Below are 25,520 nucleotides of genomic sequence, written 5' to 3'. Positions count from 1 at the left end.
GCCCGGGAGCGCTGTACGAATGAAACCGATGGAGAAACTCGCGACTGCGCAGGTGCCGGGCGGCGAACCGCTGCGGCTTTGCCGTCGCGGCGAGGATTTCATGATCCTGCTCGATCGCAACGAACTGATGAACAGCCGCATGTCCGGCTCCGAGGAGGCGCTGGCGACGATGACCTGCGCGCGGCTGCGCGGACGGGCGGCGCCGCACCTGCTGATCGGCGGCTATGGAATGGGCTTCACGCTGCGCGCGGCGCTGGCGGCACTGGGGAGCGAGGCGCGGCTGACGGTGGCCGAGCTGGTGCCGGAGATTCTCGAATGGGCGCGCGGCCCGATGGCGGCGCTGACCGACGGGTGCCTCGACGATCCGCGCGTCACCGTGATCGAGCGCGACGTGGCGCATGTGATCGGCGCAGGGCGACGCAGCTATGACGCGATCCTGCTCGACGTCGACAATGGCCCCGACGGGCTGGTCCGTGCGGCAAACGACCGGCTCTATTCGCACGCCGGGCTGGCGGCGGCAAAGGCGGCGCTGCGACCCGGCGGGGTGCTGGCGATCTGGTCGGCGGCGCCCGATCCCTCCTTCGTGCGGCGGCTGAAGGCGGCGGGCTTCGCGGTCGATGAAGTGGCGGTGCGCGCGCGATCGAACGGCAAGGGGCCGCGCCACGTGATCTGGTTCGCCACGCCGTATTGAGAGTTCCCGTTATTCCCGCGCGACGGGGTAGGCGATGATCAGCACCAGCGGCTCTGCGCCGAGCTGGCGAATGCCCACCGTCGCGCCTTCGTAGAGATAGGCCGCCATGCCGCCGGTCACGCGTTGGGTGACTCCGTCCGAAGTGACGTCGCCTGCGCCTGAGACGACGTAATAGACTTCGTCGTGCGCGATCGGGTGAAGCCCGATCGCCGCGCCGGGATGCAGCACGCGCTTGCGGAACTCCATCGTGCGCGGCTGGGGCGCATGATCGCTGATGCGATAGGCAGTGCTCATGCCGATTGCCCCGTGCGGGGGTGGCTCGTGGCGGATCGTCTCGTCCTCGTGAACGACGACCATCGGCGGCGCGTCCTGCGCGACCAGCGCCGCGGCGAGCAGCAGCGCGGCCGCGATCATCGCCGATCCTCCCGCATTTCCCGGTCGCGGGCGGTGAGATGCTCCTGCGGCATCGGCGCGGTCTGACCCGGATAGCGGCCCGAGCGCGGTTCCATCGTGTCGAGGTTCCACTCGGCCTCGACGAAGGGCGCGCGCGTCGGTTCGGCGACCGAGGGATAGGTGCTGACTTCGCTTTCGTCGTCGATCACGTCGCCCCGGCCCTCCGCGATGAAGAAGAGGATGCGGGTTTCCTCGGCGCTGCGGTCCCAGGGGCGCGCCCCGCCGTGCGACAGGACATGCCGTTCGACCAGATCGGCCGGCAGCACCTCGATGCCGTCCAGCGGCATCAGCGGGCGCTCGGCCTCTATCAGCCGCGCACGACCGGTGGTGTAGCGGCCGAACATCGGCAGAGCGTCTCCATGGCGATCGACGGCGATGTTGTCGCGGCCGAAATAGGCGAGGTCGCCTTCACCCCCCAGCATCAGGAACGGCAGTCCCTCGTTGGTGTCGTTGCCGCCGCGCAGCGCATTGCCGATTGCGGTCAACTCGCCGGTGACGAAGTCGTGGCCGGCCCATTCGAGGTCCATCAGATTGTAATGCACCGCGCGATGCTGCGGATTGTAGATCAGATTGTTGACCATCAGCGCCTGCGACCCGCCCTTGAGCAGCGGCGATCGCTCGACATTATGTGCCCAGATGTTGCGATAGAAGACGATGCCGGTGACATTGTCGTGGATCAGCGAGCCTTTGCTGTGCTCGCCCTTCGGATGGCTCGAATCGGCAAGTCCCTCCGCCGCCAGATTGTAGGAGAAGGTCACGTTGCGGCTGGTGCCCGCGCGCCATTCCTCCACCGTGTCGCCGGTGAAGCGCGGGCCGGATGCCGACATATTCTCGTCGACTGCCCAGAGGAAGCTATTGTGATCGATCAGCACGTCGTGCGCGGCGACGGTGGAGAGCGCGTCGGCTTCCCACCCGCTGCGCCGCGGCTGGCCGTCGGCGCCGGTGAAGACGCGCAGGTGGCGCAGGATCACGTCATGGGTGCGGATATCGATCCCGCCCCGGATGAGGGTGATGCCCGGCGACGGCGCCGTCTGGCCGGCGACGGTGACATAGGGCTCGCGGATTTCGAGCGTCGATCGGCCGAGGTCGATGACGCCTCCGACTTCGAACACGATGATGCGAGGTCCCTGTTCCTCCAGGGCGGAACGCAGCGAACCTGGCCCGCTTGCCTCGAGATTGGTGACGCGGACGATCCGACCGCCGCGTCCCCCGGGCGTGCTCGCCGCGGGGCCGACCGCACCGGGAAAGGCGCTGGTCTGCGCGTGAACGGGGGATGTCGCCACCGCGAGCGCGAACGCCAGTGCGGCGGCCGCCGGGAAAAATCGCATGGTCCTCTCCTGTACCGTCCGGCTTTTATGCTACCGGTTACCATGACAGCATATCGCCGTTTTCGGCCGGCGCAATCGCTTAGGCAGCGGGTTGCGCACGGACGGGCTTTCCGTTTGACCCAGGATGGCCTTATAGCCGCTGGATGATGCGCGAGGGTAAGCCGACGATCAACGACGTGGCGCGGATCGCGGGCGTTTCGAAGAAGACCGTCAGCCGCGTGATCAATCGCTCGCCGCTGCTCAATTCGGAGACGCGCGCGAAGGTCGAGGCCGTGATCGCCGATCTCGGCTATGTCCCGAATTCTCAGGCGCGCGCGCTGGCGCTGCGGCGCAATTTCCTTGTCGGCCTGCTGCACGACAATCCCAACGCCCAGATGGTGATGAACGTGCAGGCGGGCATTCTGGAGGCGCTTCGGGGCACCGAATTCGAACTGATCGTGCGGCCGATCGACCGCGGATCGTCGACCATGCTCGCCGATGTCCGCAACTTCCTCGAGCGCCAGCGGCTCTATGGCGTGTTGATCCTGCCCCCGGTTTCCGAAAACGAGATGCTGGCCGAGCTCTGCCGCGAAATCGGCTGCCGCTATGTGCGCATGGGATCGACTGCGCTCGACACGCCCGAGCACACCGTCGCCTCGAACGATTGCGATGTGGTGGCGGAGGCGGTTGGCTATCTGATCTCGCTCGGCCATCGGCGCATCGGGCTGATCGCCGGGCCGCACGGCTTCCGCTCGGCGCGCGAGCGGCGGCGCGGGTTCGAGGTCGCGCTCGAGCAGGCGGGAATCAAGCTGCCGCGCAGCCTGATCGCCGACGGCAATTACACCTTCGAAACGGGGCTCGCCGCCGCCGACCGGCTGCTCGATCTGTCGCCGCGTCCTACTGCGATCTTCGCCTCGAACGACGAAATGGCGGCGGGAGTGCTGCACGCGGCGCGCAAGCGCGGGATCACGATCCCCGACGACCTCTCGATCATCGGCTTCGACGATACTGCGATCGCCGCGCATATCTGGCCGCCGATGACGACGGTGCACTGGCCGATCATCTCGATGGCGCGTTCGGCGGCGCTGAAGCTGTTGACCGACTTTTTCGGCGACGATGCCGTGGAAGAGCCGTCGCTCTTCCCGTCGACGCTGATCCACCGGGCGTCGGTCGCGCCGCCCCGCACCGAATGAAGCACGCGGGCTGCTTCCGCTTCGGTTGCCTCGCGCCGCTGCGTCTGCTTCGCTCGGCCGGAAAGCTGGAGGAGTGATGATGCCGCGATTCTGGAAACTCTGCGCCCCGGTGCTGGCGCTGCTTGCCGCGCCGGCGCTGGCACAGGAGGCCGCCGAGGCGCCGCCGCCGCTTTCGGCCGATGCGCCCCGCGTCGCGCTGGATACATCGGCCGGGCGGATCGTGGTGGCGGTCGAGACCGACAGGGCGCCGGTCACCGCGAACAATTTTCTGCGCTATGTCGATCGCGGCAAGCTCGACGGGACGCGCTTCTATCGCGTCGTGAAGGTGCAGGATCGATTCGGCTTCGTGCAGTTCGGTGTGAACGGCGAGGGCAGCCGCATCCTGCCGCCGATCGCGCACGAGCCGACCAGCGAGACCGGGCTGTCGCATTTCGACGGCACGCTTTCGATCGCGCGACTCGATCCCGGCACTGCGCGCGGCGAGTTCCTCATTATGCTTGGCGATCAGCGCCCCACTTTCGACGCCGATCCCGATCGCGAATATGAGCCGCTGGGCAACGCCGCCTTCGGCCGGGTGGTCGAGGGGATGGACGTGGTGCTCGCGATCTTCGATGCGCCGGTCTCGCCCGACAAGACGGTGCGCGGCGCATTCAAGGGGCAGGTGCCCGAGGCGGCGGTCACGATCCGGCGCGCACATCGCCTCCAGCCCTGACCGGCACCGCGTCGGAGCGGCGTCGCCGGCTGGGCGAGGAACACGTATGCCTGAGCCAAGTTCTTGTGTTTCTTGAACTTAGCTGCCGGAGCCCCATATCGGCGTCTGGTTCAACAAGCGAAAGGAGGTGGTCGAATGTCTCATTGTCACATGCCGCTGGCGGCACATCGGGTGAGCGCGACCTCCGCGACGGAGTTGCGCGGCGCCTGACGAGGCCGCCTTCGGATGACAATGGAAAGGCCGCTCCCGCAAGGGGGCGGCCTTTCGTCGTTTCGGGCACCGCGCCCTTGGGGCGGCGCAGGCTATTGCTGCGTCTTGTCCTGGTTCTTCACGACGCCGGCGGTACCGCTCACCCCGTCGTCGACGCCGGTGGGCTCGAGCGGCGATCCGTCGTCGCCGCCGTTTGCGGCATCGGCCGCGTCGGAGCGGCTCTCGACCGCTTGCTTAAGGTCGCTGCGGCTGTCGTCGTCGGTGCGTTCGGGGCCCTTGATCGGGTTGGACATAGTGGGTTCTCCTTTTCGGTTCAGGCGATCGGCTGGCCGGGCGCGATGCCCGGACCCGGATCGCCGCCTGGATTGGGGGCGGGCACGTCGATATCGGGCGTCGGCGGCGTGACTTCGGGGCCGGGTGCGTCGGGTCGGCCGGGCTGGGCAGGCTGCGCCGGCGTCTCGGGCGGGGCGTGCGTCGGCTCCGCCGGCTCGGGCTCGGCGGGCGTCTCCGGGGGGATCGGGGGCTCGACTGGCATGCGTTCGGGTCTCCTTGCTTCCCCGATCCAACGCGCCCAAGGCATCGCAGTTGCGTCGCGGCTTGCTCCGTGACACCTGGCTGCTATAGACCCCGCCGACCGGCGGTGTCCCCTGCGGGCGTGGCGGAACTGGTAGACGCGCTGGATTTAGGTTCCAGTATCGCAAGATGTGGGGGTTCGAGTCCCTTCGCCCGCACCAGGCCGCCGCGCAATGCAAGTGCGGACTCCATCCCTTGAGATTCCTGAAGAAAGCCTGAGAATGCAGACTGTCGAGACGTTGAACGAGGGCCTCAAGCGCGCCTATACGCTGACGATCACCGCAAAGGACATCGACGGAAAGGTCGATGCCGAGGTGAAGAAAGTGGCGCCGCAGGTGCGCATGCCCGGCTTCCGTCCCGGCAAGGTGCCGGCGAATCTGATCCGCAAGATGCATGGCGAGGCGCTGGCGCAGGATGCGCTCAACAGCTCGATTCAGGAAGGCGTGCAGAAGCTGATCGCCGACAATCAGCTGCGCCCGGCGATGGCGCCGTCGATCCGCCTCGGCGACGGCTATGAGGCCGGCAAGGACGCCGAAGTGACCGTCGAGCTCGAAGTGCTCCCGGACGTGCCGACTCCGTCGATCGAGGGCATCACGCTTGAGCGGCTGATCGTCTCCGCTGACGAATCGGCGATCGACACGCAGATCGAGCAGATCGCCAGCCAGCAGAAGCAGTGGGAAGACGCGCCCAAGACCCGCAAGGCGAAGGAAGGCGACCTGGTCGTCATGGATTTCGTCGGCAAGGTCGATGGCGAGCCGTTCGAAGGCGGCACCGGCGAGGACATGTCGATTGAGATCGGCAGCGGCCGCCTGATCCCCGGTTTCGAGGACCAGATCGTCGGCGTGAAGGCCGGCGACGAGAAGACGATCGAAGTCACCTTCCCCGAGGATTACGGCGTCGACACGCTGGCCGGAAAGCCCGCCACCTTCGATCTCACGATCAAGGCAGTGAAGGTCTCGGGCGAGATCAAGATCGACGACGCGTTCGCCAAGAACCTGGGGCTCGAGAGCCTCGAGCAGCTCCGCGGGCTCATCAAGGGCCAGATCGAGCAGGAGCATGGCGGCCTCACCCGCACCTATATGAAGCGCAAGCTGCTCGATCAGCTCGCCGCCGGGCACGACTTCCCGGTGCCGCCGTCGATGGTCGAGGCCGAGTTCGAGCAGATCTGGAACCAGCTCCAGCACGAAGCCGGGCATGAGGAAGACCCCGAAGCCGCCAAGGCCGAGCTCGAATCCGAGCGCGACGATTACCGTGCCATCGCCGAGCGGCGCGTGCGCCTCGGCCTGCTGCTGTCGGAGATCGGCAACGCGAACGGCGTCGAGGTCAGCCAGCAGGAAATGAACCGGCTGATCGCCCAGGCCGCGCAGCAGTATCGCCCCGAGGACCGCGAGAAGTTCATCAACTATGTCCGTCAGGAGCCGATGGCTGCCGCCCAGCTGCGCGCGCCGCTGTTCGAGGACAAGGTCGTCGACTTCCTGTTCGAGAAGGCCGAAGTGACCGAGCGCGAAGTGACGCGCGAGGAGCTCGAGGCGGCGATCGAATCCGAGGAAGGCGCGGTGCCGCACGTCCACGGGCCGGACTGCGATCAGGATCACGACCACAAGCCCGCCAAGAAGAAGCCCGCCGCCAAGAAGGCGCAGGCTTCCGAGGCGGACGGCGACGCCGAGCTGGTCGAGGCCGAGCCCAAGAAGAAGGCCGCGACGAAGAAGACTCCCGCCAAGGACGCCGAGGCTCCGGAGACTCCGGCCGATGCCGATGTAGCGAAGGCCGAGGAGCCGAAGAAGAAGGCCGCCACCAAGAAGGCGCCGGCCGCGGCTGAGGGCGAGGAAAAGCCCGCCAGGAAGCCCGCGGCGAAGAAGGCTCCCGCCAAGAAGAAGGGCGAGGGCGAGGGCTGATAGGGCAGTTCCGTTTGCCCTGAGCCGGGCGCGATCCGCTCTTCCTCTGGCGCCGCGCCGCAAGGAAGGGCAGGTTCGCGATCGGCTCAGCCCAAACGGGCTCGGGGCGAGGGGGAGCAATGACCGGTCCAGGCCCGCGCATCGCAGTGCTGCTGCCCTGCTACAATGAGGAAGCGGCGATCGGCCAGACGATCGCCGGCTTCCGCGCCGCTCTTCCGCAGGCGGCAATCTATGTCTTCGACAACAACAGCCGCGACCGCACCGTCGAGGTCGCCCGCGCCGCCGGCGCGATCGTCCGCACCGAACGGATGCAGGGCAAGGGCAATGTTGTCCGCCGCATGTTCGCCGATGTCGATGCGGACATCTACGTCATGGCCGATGGCGATGCGACCTATGACGCCGCCTCGGCACCCGCGATGGTCGCCAGGCTGCTCGGCGAGGGGCTCGACATGGTCGTCGGCGCCCGCGTCCACGAAGCGGCGGAGGCCTATCGCCGCGGCCATGTGCTCGGCAACCGGATGATGACCGGCATCCTCGCGCGGCTGTTCGGACGCAGTTTCACCGATATCTTCTCCGGCTATCGCGTCTTCTCGCGCCGTTTCGCCAAGAGCTTTCCGGTGCTCTCCGCCGGGTTCGAAATCGAAACCGAGATGAGCGTCCACGCGCTCGAGCTCAAGATGCCGGTGGGCGAGATCGAAACGCCCTATTTCGCGCGGCTCGAAGGATCGGAATCAAAGCTCAGCACCTGGCGCGACGGGCTGCGCATCCTGCGCACGATCGTCACTCTCTACCGGATCGAGCGGCCGATGCTGTTCTTCGGGCTGCTCGCGGCGGCGCTGGCGCTGCTGGCGATCGGGCTCGCGGCTCCGCTCGTGCTCACCTATGTCGAGACCGGGCTCGTCCCGCGCTTTCCGACAGCGATCCTTGCCACCGGACTGATGCTGCTGGCGTTTCTCAATCTGTTCACCGGCCTCATCCTCGACACGGTCGTCCGCGGCCGGCGCGAGATGCGGCGGCTGGCCTATCTGGCGGTGCCGGGGGTGCTGGCTGTGGTGGAAGGCCGCTAGGCGGGCGCGCTTCCGCTGCCGCGCATTCGGTTACTGTGCGGACCGTCCTGGTGGAAGGGCGCCGTTTCGCTCCGGCTAGCTGGCCTGATCCAGATGCAGATAAAGCTCGCTGAACCCGGATTCGGCGCGCAGTCGCTCCCAGTCGGGGATTCTGACGAACTTCCGATCGCGCACGATCAATCCTTCCTCCTCCAGCGCCCTGAGGCTGCGATTGACGTGAACCGAGGTAAGGCCGGCCGCATCGGCGAGCTGTTCCTGGGTCATCGGAAGGGTGTAGCCCTCCTCATCGCCCAGGCCAGCCAGCTTCAGGCGCTTGGCGAACTCGCAGAGCAGATGGGCAAGCCTCTTCTTGGCGGGGCGCCGGCCCACGTTCATCATCCATTCGCGATAGATCGAGGCGTCGATCAGCGTATCGATCCACAGGGCGCGTCCCACGCGCGGATGCGCTTCGATCAATGCGACGATCTCTCGGATCGGGATCGCGGCGACTTCGCAGCGGGTCAGCGTCTGCACATTGTGATCGGCGACCTTGAGAAGCGACCCCTCAAGGTCGATGAAGTCACCGGGCACGTGAAAGCTCACGATCTGGCGCGCGCCGTCCTGGGTCAGCTTTTGCCGGAATGCGAAACCCTCGAGGATCAGCGTGCTTTCGGTGGTGCGGGCGCCTTCCCGGACAATATAGTCGCCGGCCTCGAAAAGCTTCCTCCTGAAACTCAGCGAACCAAGAGCCTTCCTGTCGAGCTCGTCGAGAACCGCACGCCGCTCGATCTTGCGAACCATGCGTTCCAGAACAGGATGACTAAGCAAATATTTACTCCCGTCTCGAAGTGGCGCGGGAGCACATAATATCCCTCAGTCGTCGGCGCGCTTCGGTCTGCCGGCGATAAGCAGCCATAACATAGAATTGCTCATAAAAGCTGTTTTTTTTTATGCATAATCAACTTTGCCGCGATCTGCTTTCCGTAGCGGCAATCGGCTGCAATCGATTTGAAACCCGGCTGGTGGTTCGATCTTCTCAAGTGCGAAAGGCGTGCTTGTGAAGTCTCAAGGCGGCCGCTCTCGAAAAAGTCGCTGTCCTACAGGGGCGTTGTGCGCCATATTCCCGCTTATGGTCTCGGCCCCACTCTACGCGCGCGCCTCGCCACTCCCTGGCGGAGGGCTCCGCGCGCAGGGGCGCGTGTGCGCGTTGAGGTGCGACTTTAGTGCGACCTTCGACGGTTTTCCGCGCTTCCGCCCGGCAACCCTCTTTGGCGGCGGCCCCCCCTTGCGCCCCCCGTTCGCAGCGCCGATGTAAGGGACGGGCAAAAAGCAACAAACGAGACATTCCCAAATGCACCCCCTGAATGGCCAGATGACCGTCGATCCCGTGACCGGCGCTCTCGTTCCCATCGTCATCGAACAGTCGAGCCGCGGCGAACGCAGCTTCGACATCTATTCGCGCCTGCTGCGCGAGCGCATCGTGTTCGTGACCGGTCCGGTCGAGGATCACATGGCCTCGCTCATCACTGCCCAGCTGCTCTTCCTCGAGTCCGAGAACCCGAAGAAGGACATCTGGATGTACATCAACTCGCCGGGCGGCGTGGTGACTGCCGGCATGGCGATCCACGATACCATGCAGTACATCCGCCCGCGCGTCGGCACGGTCTGCATCGGCCAGGCGGCGTCGATGGGGTCGTTCCTGCTCGCTTCGGGCGAGCCCGGCCTGCGAGTCGCGCTCACCAACGCGCGGATCATGGTTCACCAGCCGTCGGGCGGCGCACAGGGCATGGCGTCGGATATCGAGATCCAGGCCAAGGAAATCCTGCGCATCCGCCAGCGGATGAACGAGCTGTACGCGAAATACACCGGCCAGCCGCTGGAGAAGATCGAGAAGGCGATGGATCGCGATACCTTCCTTCAGGCGGACGAGGCGAAGGCCTTCGGCATCGTCGATGAAGTGTATGAAAAGCGCCCGACTCCGGCGGAAGATGCTCCGTCAGCGGCAACTTAACGCTTTTTCTCTAGTTTTTATCGGAGGGTGGGCGCGGCCGGCAGCGCCCCCCGAAAGCGGGACGAACCGCGCCCGATTTTGGATTGCCGGATGGTACCCCGCGTGTAGGATGGCGGGTGATTTAGCGCGTCCCTGTGGCGCCAAGGATGGAATGAATGCCTAATCTCCACGGCGGTGATTCGAAGAGCACGCTCTATTGCTCGTTCTGCGGCAAGAGCCAGCACGAGGTCCGCAAGCTGATCGCGGGACCGACCGTGTTCATCTGCGACGAGTGCGTCGAGCTCTGCAACGACATCATCCGTGAGGAGACCAAGTCCGCGCTGGTCTCGAAGAAGGACGGCGGCGTGCCGACGCCGCAGGAAATCTGCGACGTGCTCGACGATTATGTGATCGGGCAGAAGCAGGCCAAGCGCGTGCTTTCGGTCGCGGTGCACAATCACTACAAGCGGCTCAACCATGGCGCCAAGGGCGCCGATGTCGAGCTGGCGAAGAGCAACATCCTGCTCGTCGGCCCCACCGGCTGCGGCAAGACGCTGCTCGCGCAGACGCTGGCGCGCATCCTGGACGTGCCGTTCACCATGGCGGACGCCACGACGCTTACCGAAGCCGGCTACGTCGGCGAGGATGTCGAGAACATCATCCTCAAGCTGCTCCAGGCGTCGGACTATAATGTCGAGCGGGCGCAGCGCGGGATCGTCTATATCGACGAGATCGACAAGATCAGCCGCAAGGCCGAAAATCCGTCGATTACCCGCGACGTGTCGGGCGAGGGCGTGCAGCAGGCGCTGCTCAAGCTGATGGAAGGCACCACCGCGAGCGTTCCGCCGCAGGGCGGCCGCAAGCATCCGCAGCAGGAGTTTCTCCAGGTCGATACGACCAACATCCTGTTCATCTGCGGCGGCGCCTTCTCGGGTCTCGAGAAGATCATCGGCGATCGCCTGCAGGGCAAGTCGATCGGCTTCGGCGCCTATGTCGCCGCTCCCGAGGAGCGTCGCACCGGCGAAACGCTGCGCCAGGTCGAGCCCGAGGATCTGCTCAAGTTCGGCCTGATTCCCGAATTTGTCGGCCGTCTGCCTGTGATCGCGACGCTCGAGGACCTCGACAACGAGGCGCTGGTGAAGATCCTCACCGAACCGAAGAACGCGCTGGTGAAACAGTATCAGAAGCTGTTCGACATGGAATCGGTGAAGCTCGGCTTCAACGACGACGCGCTGGTCGCGGTCGCCAAGAAGGCGATCGAGCGCAAGACCGGCGCGCGCGGGCTGCGCTCGATCCTCGAGGGCATATTGCTCGACACCATGTTCGACCTGCCGTCGATGGACGCGGTCGACGAAGTGATGATCGACAAGGACGTGGTCGAGGGCCGCAAGGAGCCGGTCCGCGTCTATACCAAGAAGGAAAAGGCGGGCGGCGCGGCCTGACGCGCGGCTGACCTCCGATGGACCAGGAAACGGCCGGCGAGTCGCGGTATCTGCCGCTGCTCCCGGCCTTTCTCTTTTCGGCCCGCATGCCGGCGGCGGTCTATGTGCTGCTCGCCGCGCTGCTGGCGATCGTCGGGCATATGGTGCTCGGCGCCGGGGTGGCGTTGCTCCTGCCGATCCAGGCGGGGCCCGAGATCGCGATGCCGGTCGGCACTGCCGAACGGCTCGCGCTGTTCTTCACGCTGGTCGTCTTCGCCCCGGTGGTCGAAACGCTGCTGATGAGCGTGCCGCTGCTCGTGCTCACCCGCTTCACCGCGCCGGGCGTTGCCGCCGTGGCCAGTGCGATCGGCTGGGGCGTGGTCCACAGTCTCCAGGCACCGGGGTGGGGGCTGGTGATCTGGTGGGGGTTCCTCATCTTCTCGATCGCATTTCTGCACTGGCGCAGCCGCTCGGGCTATTGGACCGGAATTGCAGTCGCGGCGGCGATCCATGCGCTCAACAACGCCATGCCTTCGCTGGCGCTGCTGGTGGCGAGCTGACCGCGCGGCGTCCACTCTCCCGCCACAAAGCCGCGGCACGATGCGCTCCGTGACTGCGCCCGCCCGCCTCTCCGAACCGCCGCTGACGCCGCCCTCTCGATGGCCGGACTATCGCGGCGACTTCGGCGGCGCGTTCCTGTGGCTGCTGCTGGGGGCGCTGGTCTATGCCGCGGCACTTCCCTTCGCGGTGCGGGCGGACCCGCAGCTGGCGATCACGCCGGTACTGGGTCCCAGCGTGCAGCTGACGCCGCTGTTCGGGCTGCCGTTCGTGCTGGCGCGGCTGAAGCGCAACGGCCGTCTGCGCCGGCTGGTTTATTTCCTGCTGCTGGTGCCGCTGGCGCATGCCGCCGCCAGCTATGTCGCCTGGGCCTGGGCGGTCGAGCATTTCCGACCTTTCCCCGATGGACGCGAGTTCGCGCGAAACCTGTTCGCTGGCGCCGTCGGCGGCGTCACCGGCGCGACGCTTAGCTTCGCGGTGCTGCCGTTCCTGGCGCTGGTGCCGCGGCGGCGGGCCAGCGTCTGGAAGGCGGCGTTCGCGACGCTGCTGCTCGGCACGGTCGGCGCCTACGGCATGGCCTGGGGATTGCGCTGGACAAACGCGCTGCGGACGATGGCTCCGAACGATCTGGTGCTGTGGCTCGAATGCGTGCACCTGCCGTGGCAGGTGGGATTCGCTGCGAGCCTCGCCTGGCTGATGCCGATCCCGCCGAAGCTGTTCCGGATCGAAGTGGCGCAGCCGCGCTAATCGGCGCGGAGGCCCGACCAGTCGATCGCGCCGAGCACGGCTTGCCCGGCAGACGATTCGTCGTTGGCGGCAGGCCAGGTCGCGCGATATTTGATCGCCCAGCGCGAGCCCTGCGGGCAATAGACATACACGTCGGAGACAACGGGCGTCGGCGTGCCTCCCACCGTCGCCTTCATCGTGAAGCGGGCGTGATCGGCCGCGTCCGCGGGCGCTCCGCCCGGCGCAGGCGCCTTGGAACGCCAGACTTCCCGTGCGTCCTGCTGGCCGTTCCGAAGCGCCGCGACGGCGCCTTCGAACTCGGCGGCGCAACGGCCATGCGGCACATAGAGATAGACGCTCACCAGGCTGGCCAGTCCGTTTGCATCGCGGCGCACATAGCTGACGCTCCAATCGTCCGCCCCATATGCCCGCACGGTCCCGCGACGATATTCGCCGGCCGCTTCGGGAAATTGAACGTCCACGCCAGGCGGGGACCAGGGGCCGGGCGGCGCCGAAATCTCGCGCACCTGCTGCGCTGCCGCCGGAACGGCGAGGGTCGAGGCGAAGCCGGCCGCAAGCGCGAGCCGGACTAGGAAGCGCTTCGGCATCATCATTGCCCTCCTGCCTGCCGCTGCTGCCGCAGCCGCTCGAGCGCCGGAGAGTGGCGCAAGAGCTTCGCGTGCGGATCGATCACCACATGAGCGCCTTCCGGCACGGCGATGCTGCCGCTGCCGCCGGTCATCGCCAGCCGCTCGATCCGGTCATCGATCTGCACCTCGACCGGAAGCGGGAAGGGCAGGTTTGCCGGAGCGCGCCATTTGAGCAGCAGTCGGTCGCCGCGCCGTTCGGAAATCAGCTCGGGCAGTTCGGCCTGACGCAGATAGACGTCGAAGAACCAGCCATAGTCGGTGCCCGTCACCTGATCGACGATCGCGACATAGTCCTCGGTCGAGCCGAAGCGCGGCGCGAAATTGCCGGGCTGCGGATCAGGGCGGCCGTAGACCAGCCGGCGCGTGGCTTCCCAGAACGCATTGTCGCCGATGGTGTGGCGCAGCGTGTGGAGCACCCAGGCGGCCTTGCTGTAGATGTCGCCACCCGGGCCTCCGGTCTCCTCGCGATAGACCTCTTCCTCGGTCCGCACTTCGCCCGAGACGATCGGGGCGCGGTTCGCGATGCCGCGGCGCAGCTCGTCCATCATCACCGCATAGCGCGCGTCGCCCTCGCGCCAGCGGCCGTAGAGCGGCTGCATGTAAGCGGCATAGCCTTCGTGGATCCAGTAATCGTCCCAGTTGGCGGCGGTCACCTGATTGCCGAACCACTCGTGCGCCAGCTCGTGCTGGAACAGATCGTCGAAGCCATGCGGTGTGGCGCGATAGCCGTTGCCATAGGCGTTGATCGTCTGATGCTCCATGCCGAGATACGGCGTCTCGACCACGCCCAGCTTCTCGTCGCTCCAGGGGTAGGGGCCGACCACGGCTTCGAAGAAGTCGATGGTCGGCGCGAACTCGGCGTCGAACAGCCGCCGGGCCTGCGCCGCATGCTCGGGCAGGTGCCAGAAGCGGATCGGGAAGCTGTTGCCGAAGCGGCTGTGATACTCCGCTCCGATCTCGGCATAGGGCGCGACGTTGAGCGCCAGCGAATAAGGGTTGGGGCTGCGCGATCGCCAGTGCCAGGTCGTGCGGCCGTCGGCCAGAGTCTCGACGCCCTGGAGCGTGCCGTTGGCGGGCGCCTTCAGCCCTTCCGGAACGGTGATGTGGAGGTCGACCGCCTCGGCCTCGCCGCGGGGGAAATCGAGGCAGGGCCAGTAGAGGTCGCAGCCGAAGCCCTCCGAGGTGGTGCCGACCCAGGGCGCACCCGACGGCGTTCGCGCCCAGACGATGCCGTCGTCCCAAGGTGCCCGTACCGCGACGTGCGGCGTGCCCGCATAGGCGATGCGCGCGGTGACTTCCCGCCCGGAGGCGAGCGGCCGGCGGAGCGGGATCGAAAGCTGTCCCTCGGCATTGCTCCAGCTTCCGGCGGCGAGCGGACGGCCGTCGATCGACACCGCCGATACCGGCAGGTTGGTGTCGAGATCGATGAGCAGCCGCGAAACCGGCCGCTCGCTCGTGAGCCTGAGCGTGGCCGCGCCGGCGATCCGCTGTGCGTCTGGGAATAGCTCGAGCGCCAGATCGGCGTGCTTCAGCCGCAGCCCTGCCTGTTCAGCTGGACGGACGCCGCCCGAGCGTTGCGTCTGCGCCGAGATCGGCGGCTCCCCGGGGCGTGGCGCCGGCACTTCCGCCTCCTGCGCCGCAGCGGGAACCGCCAGCACCGCCGCCGCGAGCCATGCGGTGCCGATCCTGCCGCGCATCAGTGCCCGCCTCCCCGCATCCGGCGGAGGAGATACTGCTGATAGGCGTCGACGCTGTCCGACTGCATCAGGATCTTCGACATCGGGTCGATCACGACATGCGCGTCTTCGGGCACGGCGATGCTGCCGCGATTGCCCTCCATCACGACTGTTTCGACCCGATCGCCGATGCGGACTTCGACCGGCAGCGGGAAGGGGCGGTCGTTCGGCGTCTTCCAACGCAGGTTCAAGCGGCCGTTTTCGCGGCTCTGCTCGAGCTCGGGCAGAGCGGCCTCATAGAGGTACACGTCGAAGAACCATTGCAGGTCGCGGCCCGCTTCCTGGTTCACGAAGCCGATGAATTCGGGCGTCGTGCGATAGAGCGGCTCGAAATTGCCGGGCCGCGGATCGGTACGGCCGTATACCGCCAGGCGCACGGCATCGAAAAAGGCCTCGTCGCCGATCAGGTTGCGCAGCGTGTGGAGCACCCAGGCGCCTTTGCTGTAGATGTCGCCGCTTGGCCCGCTGTCGCCGCGATAGACATGGCCTGCGTCCTGCGGCTCGCCCGACACGATCGGATGCTGGTTCCGGATGCCGTTGCGCAGCGCCAGCATCATCGAGAGATAGCGGCCGTCACCCTCCCGCCACTGGCCGTAGAGCGGCTGCATGTAGCTGCCGAAGCCTTCGTGCAGCCAGAAATCGTCCCAATTCGCCGCGGTCAGCTGGTTCGCGAACCACTCATGCGCGAATTCATGCTGAAACAGCTCGTCGAAGCCGTCGGGCGTCTTCTTGTACTCGTTGCCATAGGCGTTGATCGTCTGATGCTCCATGCCGAGATGTGGCGTTTCGACGACGCCCAGCTTCTGGTCGGCGAAGGGATAGGGGCCGATCACGCTTTCGAAGAAGTCGAGCGTAGGTGCGAACTCGGCGAACAGTTCGCGGGCCCGCTCGTCGCGGCCGGGCAGGTGCCAGAAATGCATCGGAATGCTGTTGCCGAAGCGGCTGGCATAGGTGCCCGAAATCTCTTCATAAGGCGCGACGTTCAGCGTGATGCCATAGATCGTCGGATCGGTGGCGTGCCAGCTCCAGGTCGAGCGCCCGTCCGCGAGCCGCTCGACTCCGCGGAAAACGCCGTTCGCCGGAGCGCTCAGCCCTTCCGGCACAGTGATGTGCAGATCGACGAAATCAGGCTCGTAGGTCGGATAGTCGATGCATGGCCACAGGAGGTCGCAGCCCTGCATCTGGAATGCGGTCGCCACCCAGGGCTTGCCCTCGGGCGTCTGCGACCAGACGAAGCCGCCTTCCCAGGGCGCGCGCACCGCGACGTGCGGCGTTCCGGCATAGGCGATCGTCGCTTCGAACGCGCGGCCGGCGGGGATGGTCGCGGGGAGCCGGATCGACAGCCGACCTTCGGGGTTCTCCCATGCGCTCTCAGGAAGCGGCGTGCCGTCGATCGAGATCGCCGACACCGGCAGGTTGGGATCGAGGTCGACGACGAGCGTCTCGAGCGGATCGGTGGCGGTGAAGCGCAGCTTCGCCACACCGGCGATCGATTCGCGCTCCGGAAAGACTTCGAACGACAGGTCGGCCGAATCGAACCGCAGCTTTTCCTGTGCCGGGTCGAGCGGCGCGCCGGAACGCGCGGTCTGTTCGGTCAGCGGCGGCTGGCCCGGATCGGCGGCGTAGGCGGCCGGCGCGGTGCTGGCGAGCAGCAGCAGCAGCGCGGCGGATGCGGTGCGGCGGAAGAGATCGGTACGAATGGTCATTCTCCAGAAGATGTCATCCGAGCGTGATGCTCAGCGTGTCCAGGGTGAGCTGGTGGTCCATCTGCCCCCGCTCGTTTGATGCAGTGATCCGGCGCGGCCAGCGGAGCCCGTGGTCGACGATTTCGCCTTCGAGTGCGTAGCGCAGCAGGCGCGGCCCGCCGCCGTAGCCCACGCCCGCGGCATAATAGCCTGCGATCACTGTGCCGGACGGCGCGACTTCGAAGTCGATCGGCGGAAATCCAGGCTTTTCGGAATGGAGGCGGTCGCCGACGATGCTCGTCTCGCTTCGGCCGAGCAAAAGATAGCCATAGAAGCCATATTCCGCACGAATGGCCGCGACCTTCTGTTCGCTCAGCGTCCGTGGCTCACGCCGCCCGTCTCCCGCCGTGCCGCCTGCGGGGCCGATGATGGTGTGGAGGACCTCCGCCTCACCCTCGTAACTCTCTTTGATCTCGATCCGTCCGAACGGCTCGATCGACGTTCGGACGGCGATGGTAGTGAGGCCTCTCTCGGTCACATGGCCATAGGTGCCGGTCCAGGCGATCGCCCGCACCCGTTCGATCAGCGCCCGCCCGCCGCGGGCAGCGATCGCCCGCTCGAGCAAGGTGCCTTCCTGCCGGGATCGGGGCACCGCATGCGCGGCCATCGGCAGCGTGAGACCGGCGCCGAGCAGCGCCCGCCGCGACACGAAATCTGCCGCGCGATTGATGCCTTCGACGGAACTCCCATATAGTGAGGGTAGGCCGCCCCCCTCGGGCGGTGTCGGAGTATCCATGAAGCAATCCTATCCCGTCCTGCCCCTGCGCGATATCGTCGTCTTTCCGCACATGATCGTGCCGCTGTTTGTCGGCCGCGACAAGTCGGTCGCCGCGCTCGAAGCGGCAATGGCCGATGACAAGGAGATATTCCTGGTCGCGCAGCTCGACCCGGCCGAGGACGATCCGGGGCGCGAGGATCTGTACGACACCGGGGTTTCGGCCGAGGTGCTCCAGTTGCTGAAGCTGCCCGACGGCACGGTTCGCGTGCTGGTGGCGGGCAAGGAGCGCGGATCGCTCGACGGCGTCGAGGAGCGCGAGGGATATCTCGTCGCGGAGGTGAGTCCGGTCGAAGAGGTCGCGGTCGAGGGCGCCGAAGTGCAGGCGCTGATGCGCTCGGTGATCGACCAGTTCGAAAATTACGCCAAGCTCAACCGCAAGCTGCCGGCCGAGACCGCCGTGCAGCTCGCCGAGCTGGAGGATGCGTCGCGGCTCGCCGATGCCGTCGCGGCGAACATCGCAGTGAAGGTGTCCGACAAGCAGGCGCTGCTGGTCGAGCAGGATCCGCAGAAGCGGCTGGAGATGGTGTTCGCCTTCATGGAAGGCGAGCTGGGCGTGCTCCAGGTGGAGAAGAAGATCCGCAGCCGCGTGAAGCGGCAGATGGAAAAGACCCAGCGCGAATATTACCTCAACGAGCAGCTCAAGGCGATCCAGCGCGAGCTGGGCAATGAGGGCGAGGAAGGCGACGGCGACGAGATCGCCGAGCTGACCAACAAGATCGCCACGCTCAAGCTTTCCAAGGAAGCCCGCACCAAGGCGCAGGCGGAGCTCAAGAAGCTCAAGACCATGGCGCCGATGAGCGCCGAAGCGACCGTGGTGCGCAATTACCTGGACGTGCTGCTGGGGCTGCCCTGGGGCAAGAAGTCGAAGCTCAAGAGGGATCTGGTCGAGGCCGAGGAAGTGCTCGACGCGGATCACTATGGGCTCGAGAAGGTCAAGGACCGGATCATCGAGTATCTCGCGGTCCAGGCGCGTACCAACAAGCTGAAGGGGCCCATTCTGTGCCTCGTCGGGCCTCCCGGCGTGGGCAAGACGAGCCTCGGCAAGTCGATCGCGAAGGCGACCGGCCGCGAATTCGTGCGCCAGTCGCTGGGCGGCGTGCGCGACGAGGCCGAGATCCGCGGCCACCGCCGCACCTATATCGGCTCGCTGCCGGGCAAGATCGTCACCAATCTGCGCAAGGCCGGCACGGGCAATCCGCTGTTCCTCCTCGACGAGATCGACAAGCTCGGTCAGGATTTCCGCGGCGACCCCGCCTCGGCGCTGCTCGAGGTGCTCGATCCCGAGCAGAACAACAAGTTTAACGACCATTATCTCGAGATCGACATCGATCTCTCGGACGTGATGTTCGTGACCACCGCGAACACGCTCAACCTGCCGCAGCCGCTGCTCGACCGCATGGAGATCATCCGGCTCGAGGGCTATACCGAGGACGAGAAAGTCGAGATCGCCGAGCGCCACCTGCTGGCCAAGCAGGTCGAGGCGCACGGGCTGAAGGATGGCGAGTTCGAGCTGACGCAGGAAGGGCTGCGCGACCTGATCCGCTACTACACCCGTGAGGCGGGCGTCCGCACGCTCGAGCGCGAGATCGCGAAGCTCGCGCGCAAGGCGCTGCGCCGCATCCTCGAAGGAAAGGCGGAAAGCGTCGTCGTCACGCCCGAGAATCTGCACGAGTTCGCGGGCGTGCGGAAATATCGGTTCGGGCTTTCCGAGGAAGAGCATCAGATCGGCGCCGTTACTGGCCTGGCCTGGACGGAAGTGGGCGGCGAGCTGCTGACGATCGAAAGCGTCACCGTACCCGGCAAGGGCAACATCAAGACGACCGGCAAGCTGGGCGACGTGATGAAGGAATCGGTCGACGCGGCGTTCAGCTTCGTGAAGGCGCGCGCCCCCACCTATGGCATCAAGCCCAGCCTGTTCCACCGCAAGGACGTCCACGTCCATCTCCCCGAAGGTGCGGTGCCCAAGGACGGCCCTTCGGCGGGCATCGGGCTGGTAACGTCGATCGTTTCGACGCTCACCGGCGTGCCGGTGCGCCGCGAGATCGCGATGACCGGTGAAGTAACGCTGCGCGGCCGCGTGCTGCCGATCGGCGGGCTGAAGGAAAAGCTGCTGGCGGCGCTGCGCGGCGGCATCGAGACCGTGCTGATCCCGGCCGAGAACGAGAAGGATCTCGTTGAAATTCCGGCGAACATCCGGGAGGGGCTCAAGATTGTGCCGGTCAGCCATGTCGACGAAGTGCTGCGCCTGGCACTCACCGAGACGCTCGCTCCGATCGACTGGAGCGACGCCGATGAGCTCGCGGCGCATCCGCCGACGGTCGTTCAGGGCATCGGTGAGCCGCTTCCGCATTGAGGGAGCGGCAAGAGGCCTTAAATTTCCGACGGAAAACCGCGGAAATCCTTTGACAGTGCGAACTCGAACGTCCTTATTGCGTCACCGGCTGATGCCGCGACTCATTTATTAGAAACGAACGCAACAGGGGACTCCCAGGTATGAACAAGCAAGAGCTGATCGGGCAGGTTGCCGACACGTCGGGCCTCAGCAAGGGCGATGCGAGCAAGGCCGTCGAGGCGGTGTTCGACGCGATTTCCGGGGCGCTGAAGAAGGGCGACGAAGTTCGTCTGGTCGGCTTCGGCACTTTCTCCGTCAGCAAGCGCAAGGCTTCGACCGGCCGTAATCCCCGTACCGGCGAGGAAATGACGATCAAGGCGTCGAACCAGCCCAAGTTCAAGGCCGGCAAGGGCCTGAAGGATTCGGTGAACTGATCGAGTTGCGCCGGGGCTGGACAAGCACCTGGCGCTTCTCTAGAGGCTCGCCTCCCGCGCGCATGGTCAAGGCCTTCCGCGCGACAGGTTAGGGCGCGTAGCTCAGTGGTAGAGCACTGTGTTCACACCGCAGGGGTCGCAAGTTCAATCCTTGCCGCGCCCACCATCTTCGAAACGCCCGCCGGACATCCTCCGGCGGGCGTTTTCGTTTGCGCTGTAGGCCCGTAGTACCGATCGCGCTGACCCGCGTGCGCATGCAGCGCGTGCTGTTCCCCGCGACGGGCGGGTGATCCAATGACCTCTGGCCGACCCAACCGCGACGCTTTCCTACTTGCTGTTGCGCATGTGCAACGCTCCCGGGGCGCTGCCGCGGGGCACGCCATAGGTCCGTGAAATCGCCGGATCGCTGCGGGCGCGGCAACGCACGGCGGCGCATCTGTCACGCGCGCGTCACGTTCGTCACAAATTCGTCGCGAAAACGCAACGAAGCAGTCTCGAAAACCGCATCCAGCGGTCACGCCGCATCCGTAGGGGCCGCGACTGAGGTCGACAGGGGGTTCACCGAGTCGATCCGATCGCACGCGAAACCGCCACTCGGCACCGACCCGGATACGGAGAATTTATGGCCAGCTTCAAACGCCTCAGCCTTATTCTGATGACCAGCTGCGCAGGCGCCGCCCTTTCGGCGTGCGACGGCGCGACCAGCGTCGCCTCGCCCGGCGAAGGCGTGGTGATCGTCCCGGCCCCGACGCCTGCTCCGGCGCCCGCGCCGTCGCCGACGCCCACGCCCACGCCGACCCCCACCACCGGTCCGGCCGCAGCCTGCCCGACCAACACGGGCCAGGCACTCACCGACGCCGGCACGATCGGCAACTTCCGCGTCTGCCGTATTCCGGCGCTGGTGACCAACACGACGCTGCCGGCGGCAGCGGGCGTCGCCTATGAGCTGAACGGCCGCGTCAACGTGGGTATCGACCGCGGCACCACGGGCACCGCCGGCCAGTCCGGTAACCTGACGATCGAGCCGGGCGCCGTGATCTTCGCGAACACCACGCTCACCGATCCCGACTATCTGATCGTCAACCGCGGCTCGACCATCAATGCCCAGGGCACTGCGGCACGGCCGATCATCTTCACTGCGCAGGAAAACCTGACCGGCAACGTCACCGACGAAACCGAGGGCCTGTGGGGCGGCGTCATCCTGGCCGGCCGCGCGCCGATCGCCGACTGCGCCACCGGCAACGATGCGGGCGGCACCAGCACGACCTGCGAAGCCACCGTCGAGGGTACCGGCAACGCGCTCTATGGCGGTAACGCGCAGGGCGACAGCTCGGGCGTGTTCCAGTACGTCCAGATCCGCTACTCGGGCACCGTCATCGGCGGCATCTCGGGCAACGAGCTGCAGGGCCTGACGCTCGCGGGCGCCGGCTCGGGCACCGTGATCGACCATGTTCAGGTCCACAACAGCTCGGACGACGGCATCGAGATCTTCGGCGGCACGTCGAACCTGCGTCACCTGGTGATCACCGGCGCCGACGATGACAGCCTCGACTATGACTCGGGCTGGCGCGGTTTCGTGCAGTTCGCGCTGCTGATCCAGGCGCAGACGATCGCTGCGGCGAACGACGACGCCTATGCCCTCGAGATCGACTCGAACGGCAACAACGATCGCCTGCCGCGCACCTATGGCCGCCTCGCGAACTTCACGGCGATCCACTATGGCTCGTCGGCTGGTCCGGGCGCCGCGATCCGCCTCCGCGGCGGCGCCGACACGGCGTTCGTGAACGGTATCGTCGTCAGCCCCCAGGCCTGCATCCAGCTGCTCGCCGACACCTCTGACCGGTCGACGGTCCGTCCGGCCGATGCCGGCCTGCAGGATGCCGGTCCGCCGACCTTCAACTCGATGTTCTTCCAGTGCTCGCCGTTCGCGATCGCCGGAACGCGTGGTTCGGGAGCTTCGGCTGTGACGATCACGGCAAGCGATGCAGAGGCCCTGCTCACTGCCGGCAGCAGCGCGAACAACGTGGCTGGCGGTACCAACGGCGTTCAGAACGGCTTCTTCCCGGGTAGCGGCGCCACCGGCGTTACCCCGACGAATGCCTCGACGCTCCCGGGTAACAACGGCTTCCTCGTCAACACCAGCTACATCGGTGCCGTCAGCGGCTCGGGTGACACGTGGTTCCAGGGTTGGACCTGCAACTCCAACCGCGCGAACTTCGGTGCGGCGAGCGGCAACTGCACGGCCGTGCCGTCCACCTAAGGCGGGACTGGAATTCGGGGGAGGCGGGCCTCGCGCTCGCTTCCCCTTTCCGTCCTTTTCTCAAACGAACCGGATAGCCCGATGAAAAACCAGCTCGCCTTCGGAAGCCTTCTGTTCCTCTCCTCGTGCCTGGTCGCGCCTGCCGCACTGGCGCAGTCGTCGGGAGCGCCTGCGCCTGCAGCGCCTCCGTCCGGTGCCGTCGTCGATCCCGCGCCCCAGCAGAACGTGCCGGAGCAGGAAGCCCCCGCGGAGGAACTTGAAATCTCCGCGCCCGGCGCGAGCGACATCGGCGACATTGTCGTGCGCGGCAACATTCCGAGCGTCGTGCGCGCCACGCCACAGGTGGTTTCGGTGCTTTCCGCCGCCGACATTGCCCGCACGGGCGAAGGCGACATCGCTGGCGCGCTGCAGCGCGTGACCGGCCTGAGCGTCGTCGGCAACGGCTTCGTCTATGTCCGCGGTCTTGGCGACCGCTATTCGCTTTCGCTGCTGAACGGTCTGCCGCTGCCGAGCCCCGAGCCGCTGCGCCGAGTCGTTCCGCTCGACATCTTCCCCACGAACGTCATCGCTTCATCGCTGGTGCAGAAGAGCTTCTCCGCCAACTATCCGGGCGAGTTCGGTGGCGGCGTCATCAATCTGACGACCCGCGCGACTCCCGACGAGACGTTCTTCCAGATCGGAGCTTCGGTCGGCTTCGACACGGTGACCACGAGCGAACTCGGCTATGTCCACGACGGCGGCTCCTACGACTGGACCGGCTTCGATTCAGGCGAGCGCGACGTTCCGCAGTTCGTCATCCGAGCCGGTGAGAACCAGACTCCGATCGAGTCGGCGCAGGTTGCCCAGCTCACGAATGCCGAGACCACCCTCGTCCAGGCGCAGTGGCACATCCCGCCGAACTTTTCCGGCGAAGCGAGCTTCGGTACGACGGTTCCGATGGGCGGCGACGCCGAGTTCGGCATCATCGCCGGCGCCGGCATCAGCAACAGCTGGCGCACGCGCGATGCGATCCAGCAGGTGGCGATCGACGACATCGCCACGCTGGGCAGCGATTTCCGGCGGGTGACAACCGACCACCGCGCGCTGGTCAACGGTCTGCTGGGCTTCGGCCTCGAGTTCGGCGACCACCGCATCCGCGCGACAAATCTCTACATCCACGACACGCTGAAGCAGACCCGTCTCGGTCAGGGCGAGAATGAGAACAACAATCTGCTGAACGTGCAGAACACCAACTGGTTTGAGCGCCAGCTCTACACTGGCCAGCTGGTCGGCGAATTCGACTTCGGCGAATTCGATGTGGACGTGCGCGGCGCCTATGCCAACACGCAGCGCAGCTCGCCCTATGAGCGCACCTTCACCTACGTCTACAGCAGCGCCGTCGACGATTTCGTCAACGGTCTCGGCAACAACCCGTCGGGCGCGACGATCGTGTTTAGCGATCTCAACGAGGACGTGTGGGCCGGCGGCGTCGATCTGGCCTATGAGTGGCTGCTGGACACGCCGATCACCTTCTCGGCGGGCTATGCCTACACCGACACCGCGCGCGACTCCTATCGCTACGAATTCGACTATGCAGTCGAGGGCGGTGGTGGCCTCGGCTTCCTCGCTTCGCAGCAGCGGCCCGATGCGCTGATCTCCGACACCAGTATCTTCCAGAACGACATCATCCTGCGGCCGCTGTCGACCTCGCTCGGTGCGCGGTCCTATGATGCGATGCTGCGGATCCACGGCGCCTATGTCCAGGCTGAGACCGAACTGTGGGACGCGCTGCGCGCCCAGGTGGGCGTGCGCTACGAATCGGCCGAGCAGCAGGTGCGGCCGTCGGACAACCAGCCGGCGTCGCTTCTCGAGAACGACTATTGGCTGCCCGCGAGCACCATCACCTGGAACTTCATGGAAGACATGCAGCTGCGCCTGCACGGTTCGAAGACGATCGCCCGGCCGCAGTTTCGCGAGCTTGCGCCGCAGCTCTATTCGGACTTCGACTCCAGCCGCACCTTCTATGGCAACCCCTTCCTGGTCGACACGGAGATCTGGAACCTCGAAGCCCGCTACGAATGGTATTTCGGAAACAACGAGCGCGTTCTGGTGGCCGGTTTCTACAAGGATATCGAAAACCCGATCGAGACGGTCACCTACTTCCTGCCGGGGAGCAGCGGCCTTCAAACCAACTTCACCAATGCGCCGCGGGCCGAACTCTATGGCGTCGAGTTCGAGTTGCAGAAATATGTTCCGCTCGACTTCGTGGGCGATTTCTTCGCCTCGCGTCGCCTGCTGCTGATCGGTAACTACACCTACAGCCAGTCCGAAGTGCTGACCGACGGGCAGGTGCGCGATCCGATCACGCCCGCCAACTTCGTTCCGGCGAGCCAGGTGTTCGCTTCGGGCCTGCCGCTCGTCGGCCAGTCCGAGCATCTGGTGAACGTGCAGGTCGGCATCGAGGATACCGACACGCTGTCGCAGCTGACGCTGCTCTTCAACTATGCGAGCGACCGCATCGTCGCCCGCGGCGTGCAGAACGGTGGCGGGTCGTTGCCGCCGGTGACGGAGCGCCCCGGGCTTCGGCTCGATCTCGTTGCGCGCCAGGGCTTTGAAGTGCTGGGCGGCTCGTTCGAGATCAAGTTCGAGGCGCGCAACCTGACCGGCGAGGACTTTGAGGAGTTCCAGGATTTCGGCGACGCCGGACGGGTGGAGACGAACACCTATCGGCTCGGCCGCGTCTTCTCGCTTGGAGTCAGCACGACCTTCTGAGCGACGGTACCAAGAGGGGGAGGGGGGCTCCGGACGCATGTCCGGGGCCCTTTCTTTTT

22 protein-coding genes and 2 tRNA genes are annotated in these 25,520 nt (G+C 66.2%); 15 read left to right on the top strand and 9 right to left on the bottom strand.

Annotated features, from left to right (window positions below; translation table 11 throughout):
* Positions 1-19 precede the first annotated feature (19 nt).
* Positions 20-691 carry a spermidine synthase gene (locus H7V21_RS04590; protein WP_188055688.1) on the top strand — a complete coding sequence of 224 codons (672 nt, stop codon included), beginning with the start codon at positions 20-22 and terminating at the stop codon, positions 689-691.
* 9 nt (positions 692-700) lie between these two features.
* On the opposite strand, the gene H7V21_RS04585 is transcribed toward H7V21_RS04590, so the two are convergent.
* Entirely contained in the window at positions 701-1,105 is a 405-nt protein-coding gene (locus H7V21_RS04585) for a cupin domain-containing protein (protein WP_223177044.1), read from the bottom strand.
* A complete protein-coding gene (locus H7V21_RS04580; protein WP_188055686.1) occupies positions 1,102-2,472 on the bottom strand; it encodes a polysaccharide lyase family 1 protein in 1,371 nt (456 codons plus the stop codon). Before H7V21_RS04580 ends, H7V21_RS04585 begins: the two co-directional genes overlap by 4 nt.
* A gap of 143 nt (positions 2,473-2,615) precedes the next feature.
* Here H7V21_RS04580 and H7V21_RS04575 point away from each other — a divergent pair, with 143 nt between their 5' ends.
* A complete protein-coding gene (locus tag H7V21_RS04575) occupies positions 2,616-3,644 on the top strand; it encodes a LacI family DNA-binding transcriptional regulator (RefSeq protein ID WP_188055684.1) in 1,029 nt (342 codons plus the stop codon).
* A gap of 76 nt (positions 3,645-3,720) precedes the next feature.
* Positions 3,721-4,356: a peptidylprolyl isomerase gene (locus H7V21_RS04570; RefSeq protein WP_316715496.1), complete on the top strand. Its 636-nt coding sequence runs from the start codon at positions 3,721-3,723 to the stop codon at positions 4,354-4,356.
* Positions 4,357-4,658: 302 nt separating this feature from the next.
* Here the strand turns inward: H7V21_RS04570 and H7V21_RS04565 are convergent, their stop codons facing one another.
* On the bottom strand, positions 4,659-4,859 hold the full coding sequence (locus tag H7V21_RS04565) for a hypothetical protein (RefSeq protein WP_188055683.1): 201 nt from the start codon (positions 4,857-4,859) through the stop codon (positions 4,659-4,661).
* Between the two features lie 20 nt (positions 4,860-4,879).
* On the bottom strand, positions 4,880-5,101 hold the full coding sequence (locus H7V21_RS04560; RefSeq protein WP_262504008.1) for a hypothetical protein: 222 nt from the start codon (positions 5,099-5,101) through the stop codon (positions 4,880-4,882).
* Positions 5,102-5,215: 114 nt separating this feature from the next.
* Between H7V21_RS04560 and H7V21_RS04555 the strand changes: the two genes are divergently transcribed.
* From H7V21_RS04555 to H7V21_RS04545, 3 genes are all read left to right on the top strand, one after another.
* Positions 5,216-5,300, top strand: a tRNA-Leu gene (locus H7V21_RS04555).
* Positions 5,301-5,360: 60 nt separating this feature from the next.
* On the top strand, positions 5,361-7,034 hold the full coding sequence (gene tig, locus H7V21_RS04550) for a trigger factor (protein WP_188055681.1): 1,674 nt from the start codon (positions 5,361-5,363) through the stop codon (positions 7,032-7,034).
* A 119-nt stretch (positions 7,035-7,153) separates the two neighbouring features.
* The gene (locus tag H7V21_RS04545; RefSeq protein WP_188055679.1) at positions 7,154-8,101 is read left to right on the top strand and encodes a glycosyltransferase family 2 protein; all 948 of its coding nucleotides are present in this window, start codon (positions 7,154-7,156) and stop codon (positions 8,099-8,101) included.
* Between the two features lie 75 nt (positions 8,102-8,176).
* Here H7V21_RS04545 and H7V21_RS04540 read toward each other — a convergent pair whose 3' ends face one another.
* A complete protein-coding gene (locus H7V21_RS04540) occupies positions 8,177-8,881 on the bottom strand; it encodes a Crp/Fnr family transcriptional regulator (RefSeq protein WP_188055677.1) in 705 nt (234 codons plus the stop codon).
* Between the two features lie 550 nt (positions 8,882-9,431).
* On the opposite strand from H7V21_RS04540, the gene H7V21_RS04535 reads away from it, so the two are divergent.
* The 4 genes from H7V21_RS04535 (at position 9,432) to H7V21_RS04520 (ending at position 12,796) form a co-directional block, all read left to right on the top strand.
* The gene (locus H7V21_RS04535) at positions 9,432-10,091 is read left to right on the top strand and encodes an ATP-dependent Clp protease proteolytic subunit (protein WP_262504007.1); all 660 of its coding nucleotides are present in this window, start codon (positions 9,432-9,434) and stop codon (positions 10,089-10,091) included.
* A gap of 155 nt (positions 10,092-10,246) precedes the next feature.
* Positions 10,247-11,512 (top strand): ATP-dependent Clp protease ATP-binding subunit ClpX, encoded by a 1,266-nt coding sequence (gene clpX / locus H7V21_RS04530; RefSeq protein WP_188055675.1) that lies wholly within the window; start codon positions 10,247-10,249, stop codon positions 11,510-11,512.
* 17 nt (positions 11,513-11,529) lie between these two features.
* Positions 11,530-12,051 (top strand): type II CAAX prenyl endopeptidase Rce1 family protein, encoded by a 522-nt coding sequence (locus tag H7V21_RS04525; RefSeq protein ID WP_188055673.1) that lies wholly within the window; start codon positions 11,530-11,532, stop codon positions 12,049-12,051.
* A gap of 49 nt (positions 12,052-12,100) precedes the next feature.
* Positions 12,101-12,796 (top strand): hypothetical protein, encoded by a 696-nt coding sequence (locus tag H7V21_RS04520; RefSeq protein WP_188055671.1) that lies wholly within the window; start codon positions 12,101-12,103, stop codon positions 12,794-12,796.
* On the opposite strand, the gene H7V21_RS04515 is transcribed toward H7V21_RS04520, so the two are convergent.
* The 4 genes from H7V21_RS04515 to H7V21_RS04500 are packed head-to-tail and all read right to left on the bottom strand — an operon-like array spanning position 12,793 to position 17,642.
* Positions 12,793-13,389, bottom strand: a complete 597-nt coding sequence (locus H7V21_RS04515) for a hypothetical protein (protein WP_188055669.1) — start codon at positions 13,387-13,389, stop codon at positions 12,793-12,795. The genes H7V21_RS04520 and H7V21_RS04515 overlap by 4 nt on opposite strands.
* Positions 13,386-15,122, bottom strand: coding sequence for a M1 family metallopeptidase (locus H7V21_RS04510; RefSeq protein ID WP_188055667.1), 1,737 nt, complete (start codon positions 15,120-15,122; stop codon positions 13,386-13,388). Before H7V21_RS04510 ends, H7V21_RS04515 begins: the two co-directional genes overlap by 4 nt.
* Positions 15,122-16,867 carry a M1 family metallopeptidase gene (locus tag H7V21_RS04505; RefSeq protein ID WP_188055665.1) on the bottom strand — a complete coding sequence of 582 codons (1,746 nt, stop codon included), beginning with the start codon at positions 16,865-16,867 and terminating at the stop codon, positions 15,122-15,124. The genes H7V21_RS04510 and H7V21_RS04505 overlap by 1 nt, the downstream gene beginning before the upstream one ends.
* Positions 16,868-16,880: 13 nt before the next feature.
* The gene (locus H7V21_RS04500) at positions 16,881-17,642 is read right to left on the bottom strand and encodes a hypothetical protein (RefSeq protein WP_188055663.1); all 762 of its coding nucleotides are present in this window, start codon (positions 17,640-17,642) and stop codon (positions 16,881-16,883) included.
* Between H7V21_RS04500 and lon the strand changes: the two genes are divergently transcribed.
* From lon to H7V21_RS04475, 5 genes are all read left to right on the top strand, one after another.
* On the top strand, positions 17,641-20,037 hold the full coding sequence (gene lon, locus H7V21_RS04495; RefSeq protein ID WP_188055661.1) for an endopeptidase La: 2,397 nt from the start codon (positions 17,641-17,643) through the stop codon (positions 20,035-20,037). The genes H7V21_RS04500 and lon overlap by 2 nt on opposite strands.
* 140 nt (positions 20,038-20,177) lie before the next feature.
* A complete protein-coding gene (locus tag H7V21_RS04490) occupies positions 20,178-20,450 on the top strand; it encodes an HU family DNA-binding protein (RefSeq protein WP_188055660.1) in 273 nt (90 codons plus the stop codon).
* A 91-nt stretch (positions 20,451-20,541) separates the two neighbouring features.
* A tRNA-Val gene (locus H7V21_RS04485) sits at positions 20,542-20,616 on the top strand.
* Between the two features lie 456 nt (positions 20,617-21,072).
* The gene (locus H7V21_RS04480; protein ID WP_188055658.1) at positions 21,073-22,710 is read left to right on the top strand and encodes a hypothetical protein; all 1,638 of its coding nucleotides are present in this window, start codon (positions 21,073-21,075) and stop codon (positions 22,708-22,710) included.
* 81 nt (positions 22,711-22,791) lie between these two features.
* The gene (locus tag H7V21_RS04475) at positions 22,792-25,461 is read left to right on the top strand and encodes an outer membrane beta-barrel protein (RefSeq protein WP_188055656.1); all 2,670 of its coding nucleotides are present in this window, start codon (positions 22,792-22,794) and stop codon (positions 25,459-25,461) included.
* The last annotated feature ends 59 nt before the right edge of the window (positions 25,462-25,520 follow it).

Source organism: Sphingosinithalassobacter sp. CS137, assembly GCF_014334115.1.
Taxonomy (GTDB): Bacteria; Pseudomonadota; Alphaproteobacteria; order Sphingomonadales; family Sphingomonadaceae; genus Sphingomonas.
Note: the sequence above shows the minus strand (reverse complement) of the source record. Positions and strands in the feature narration are given on the sequence as shown.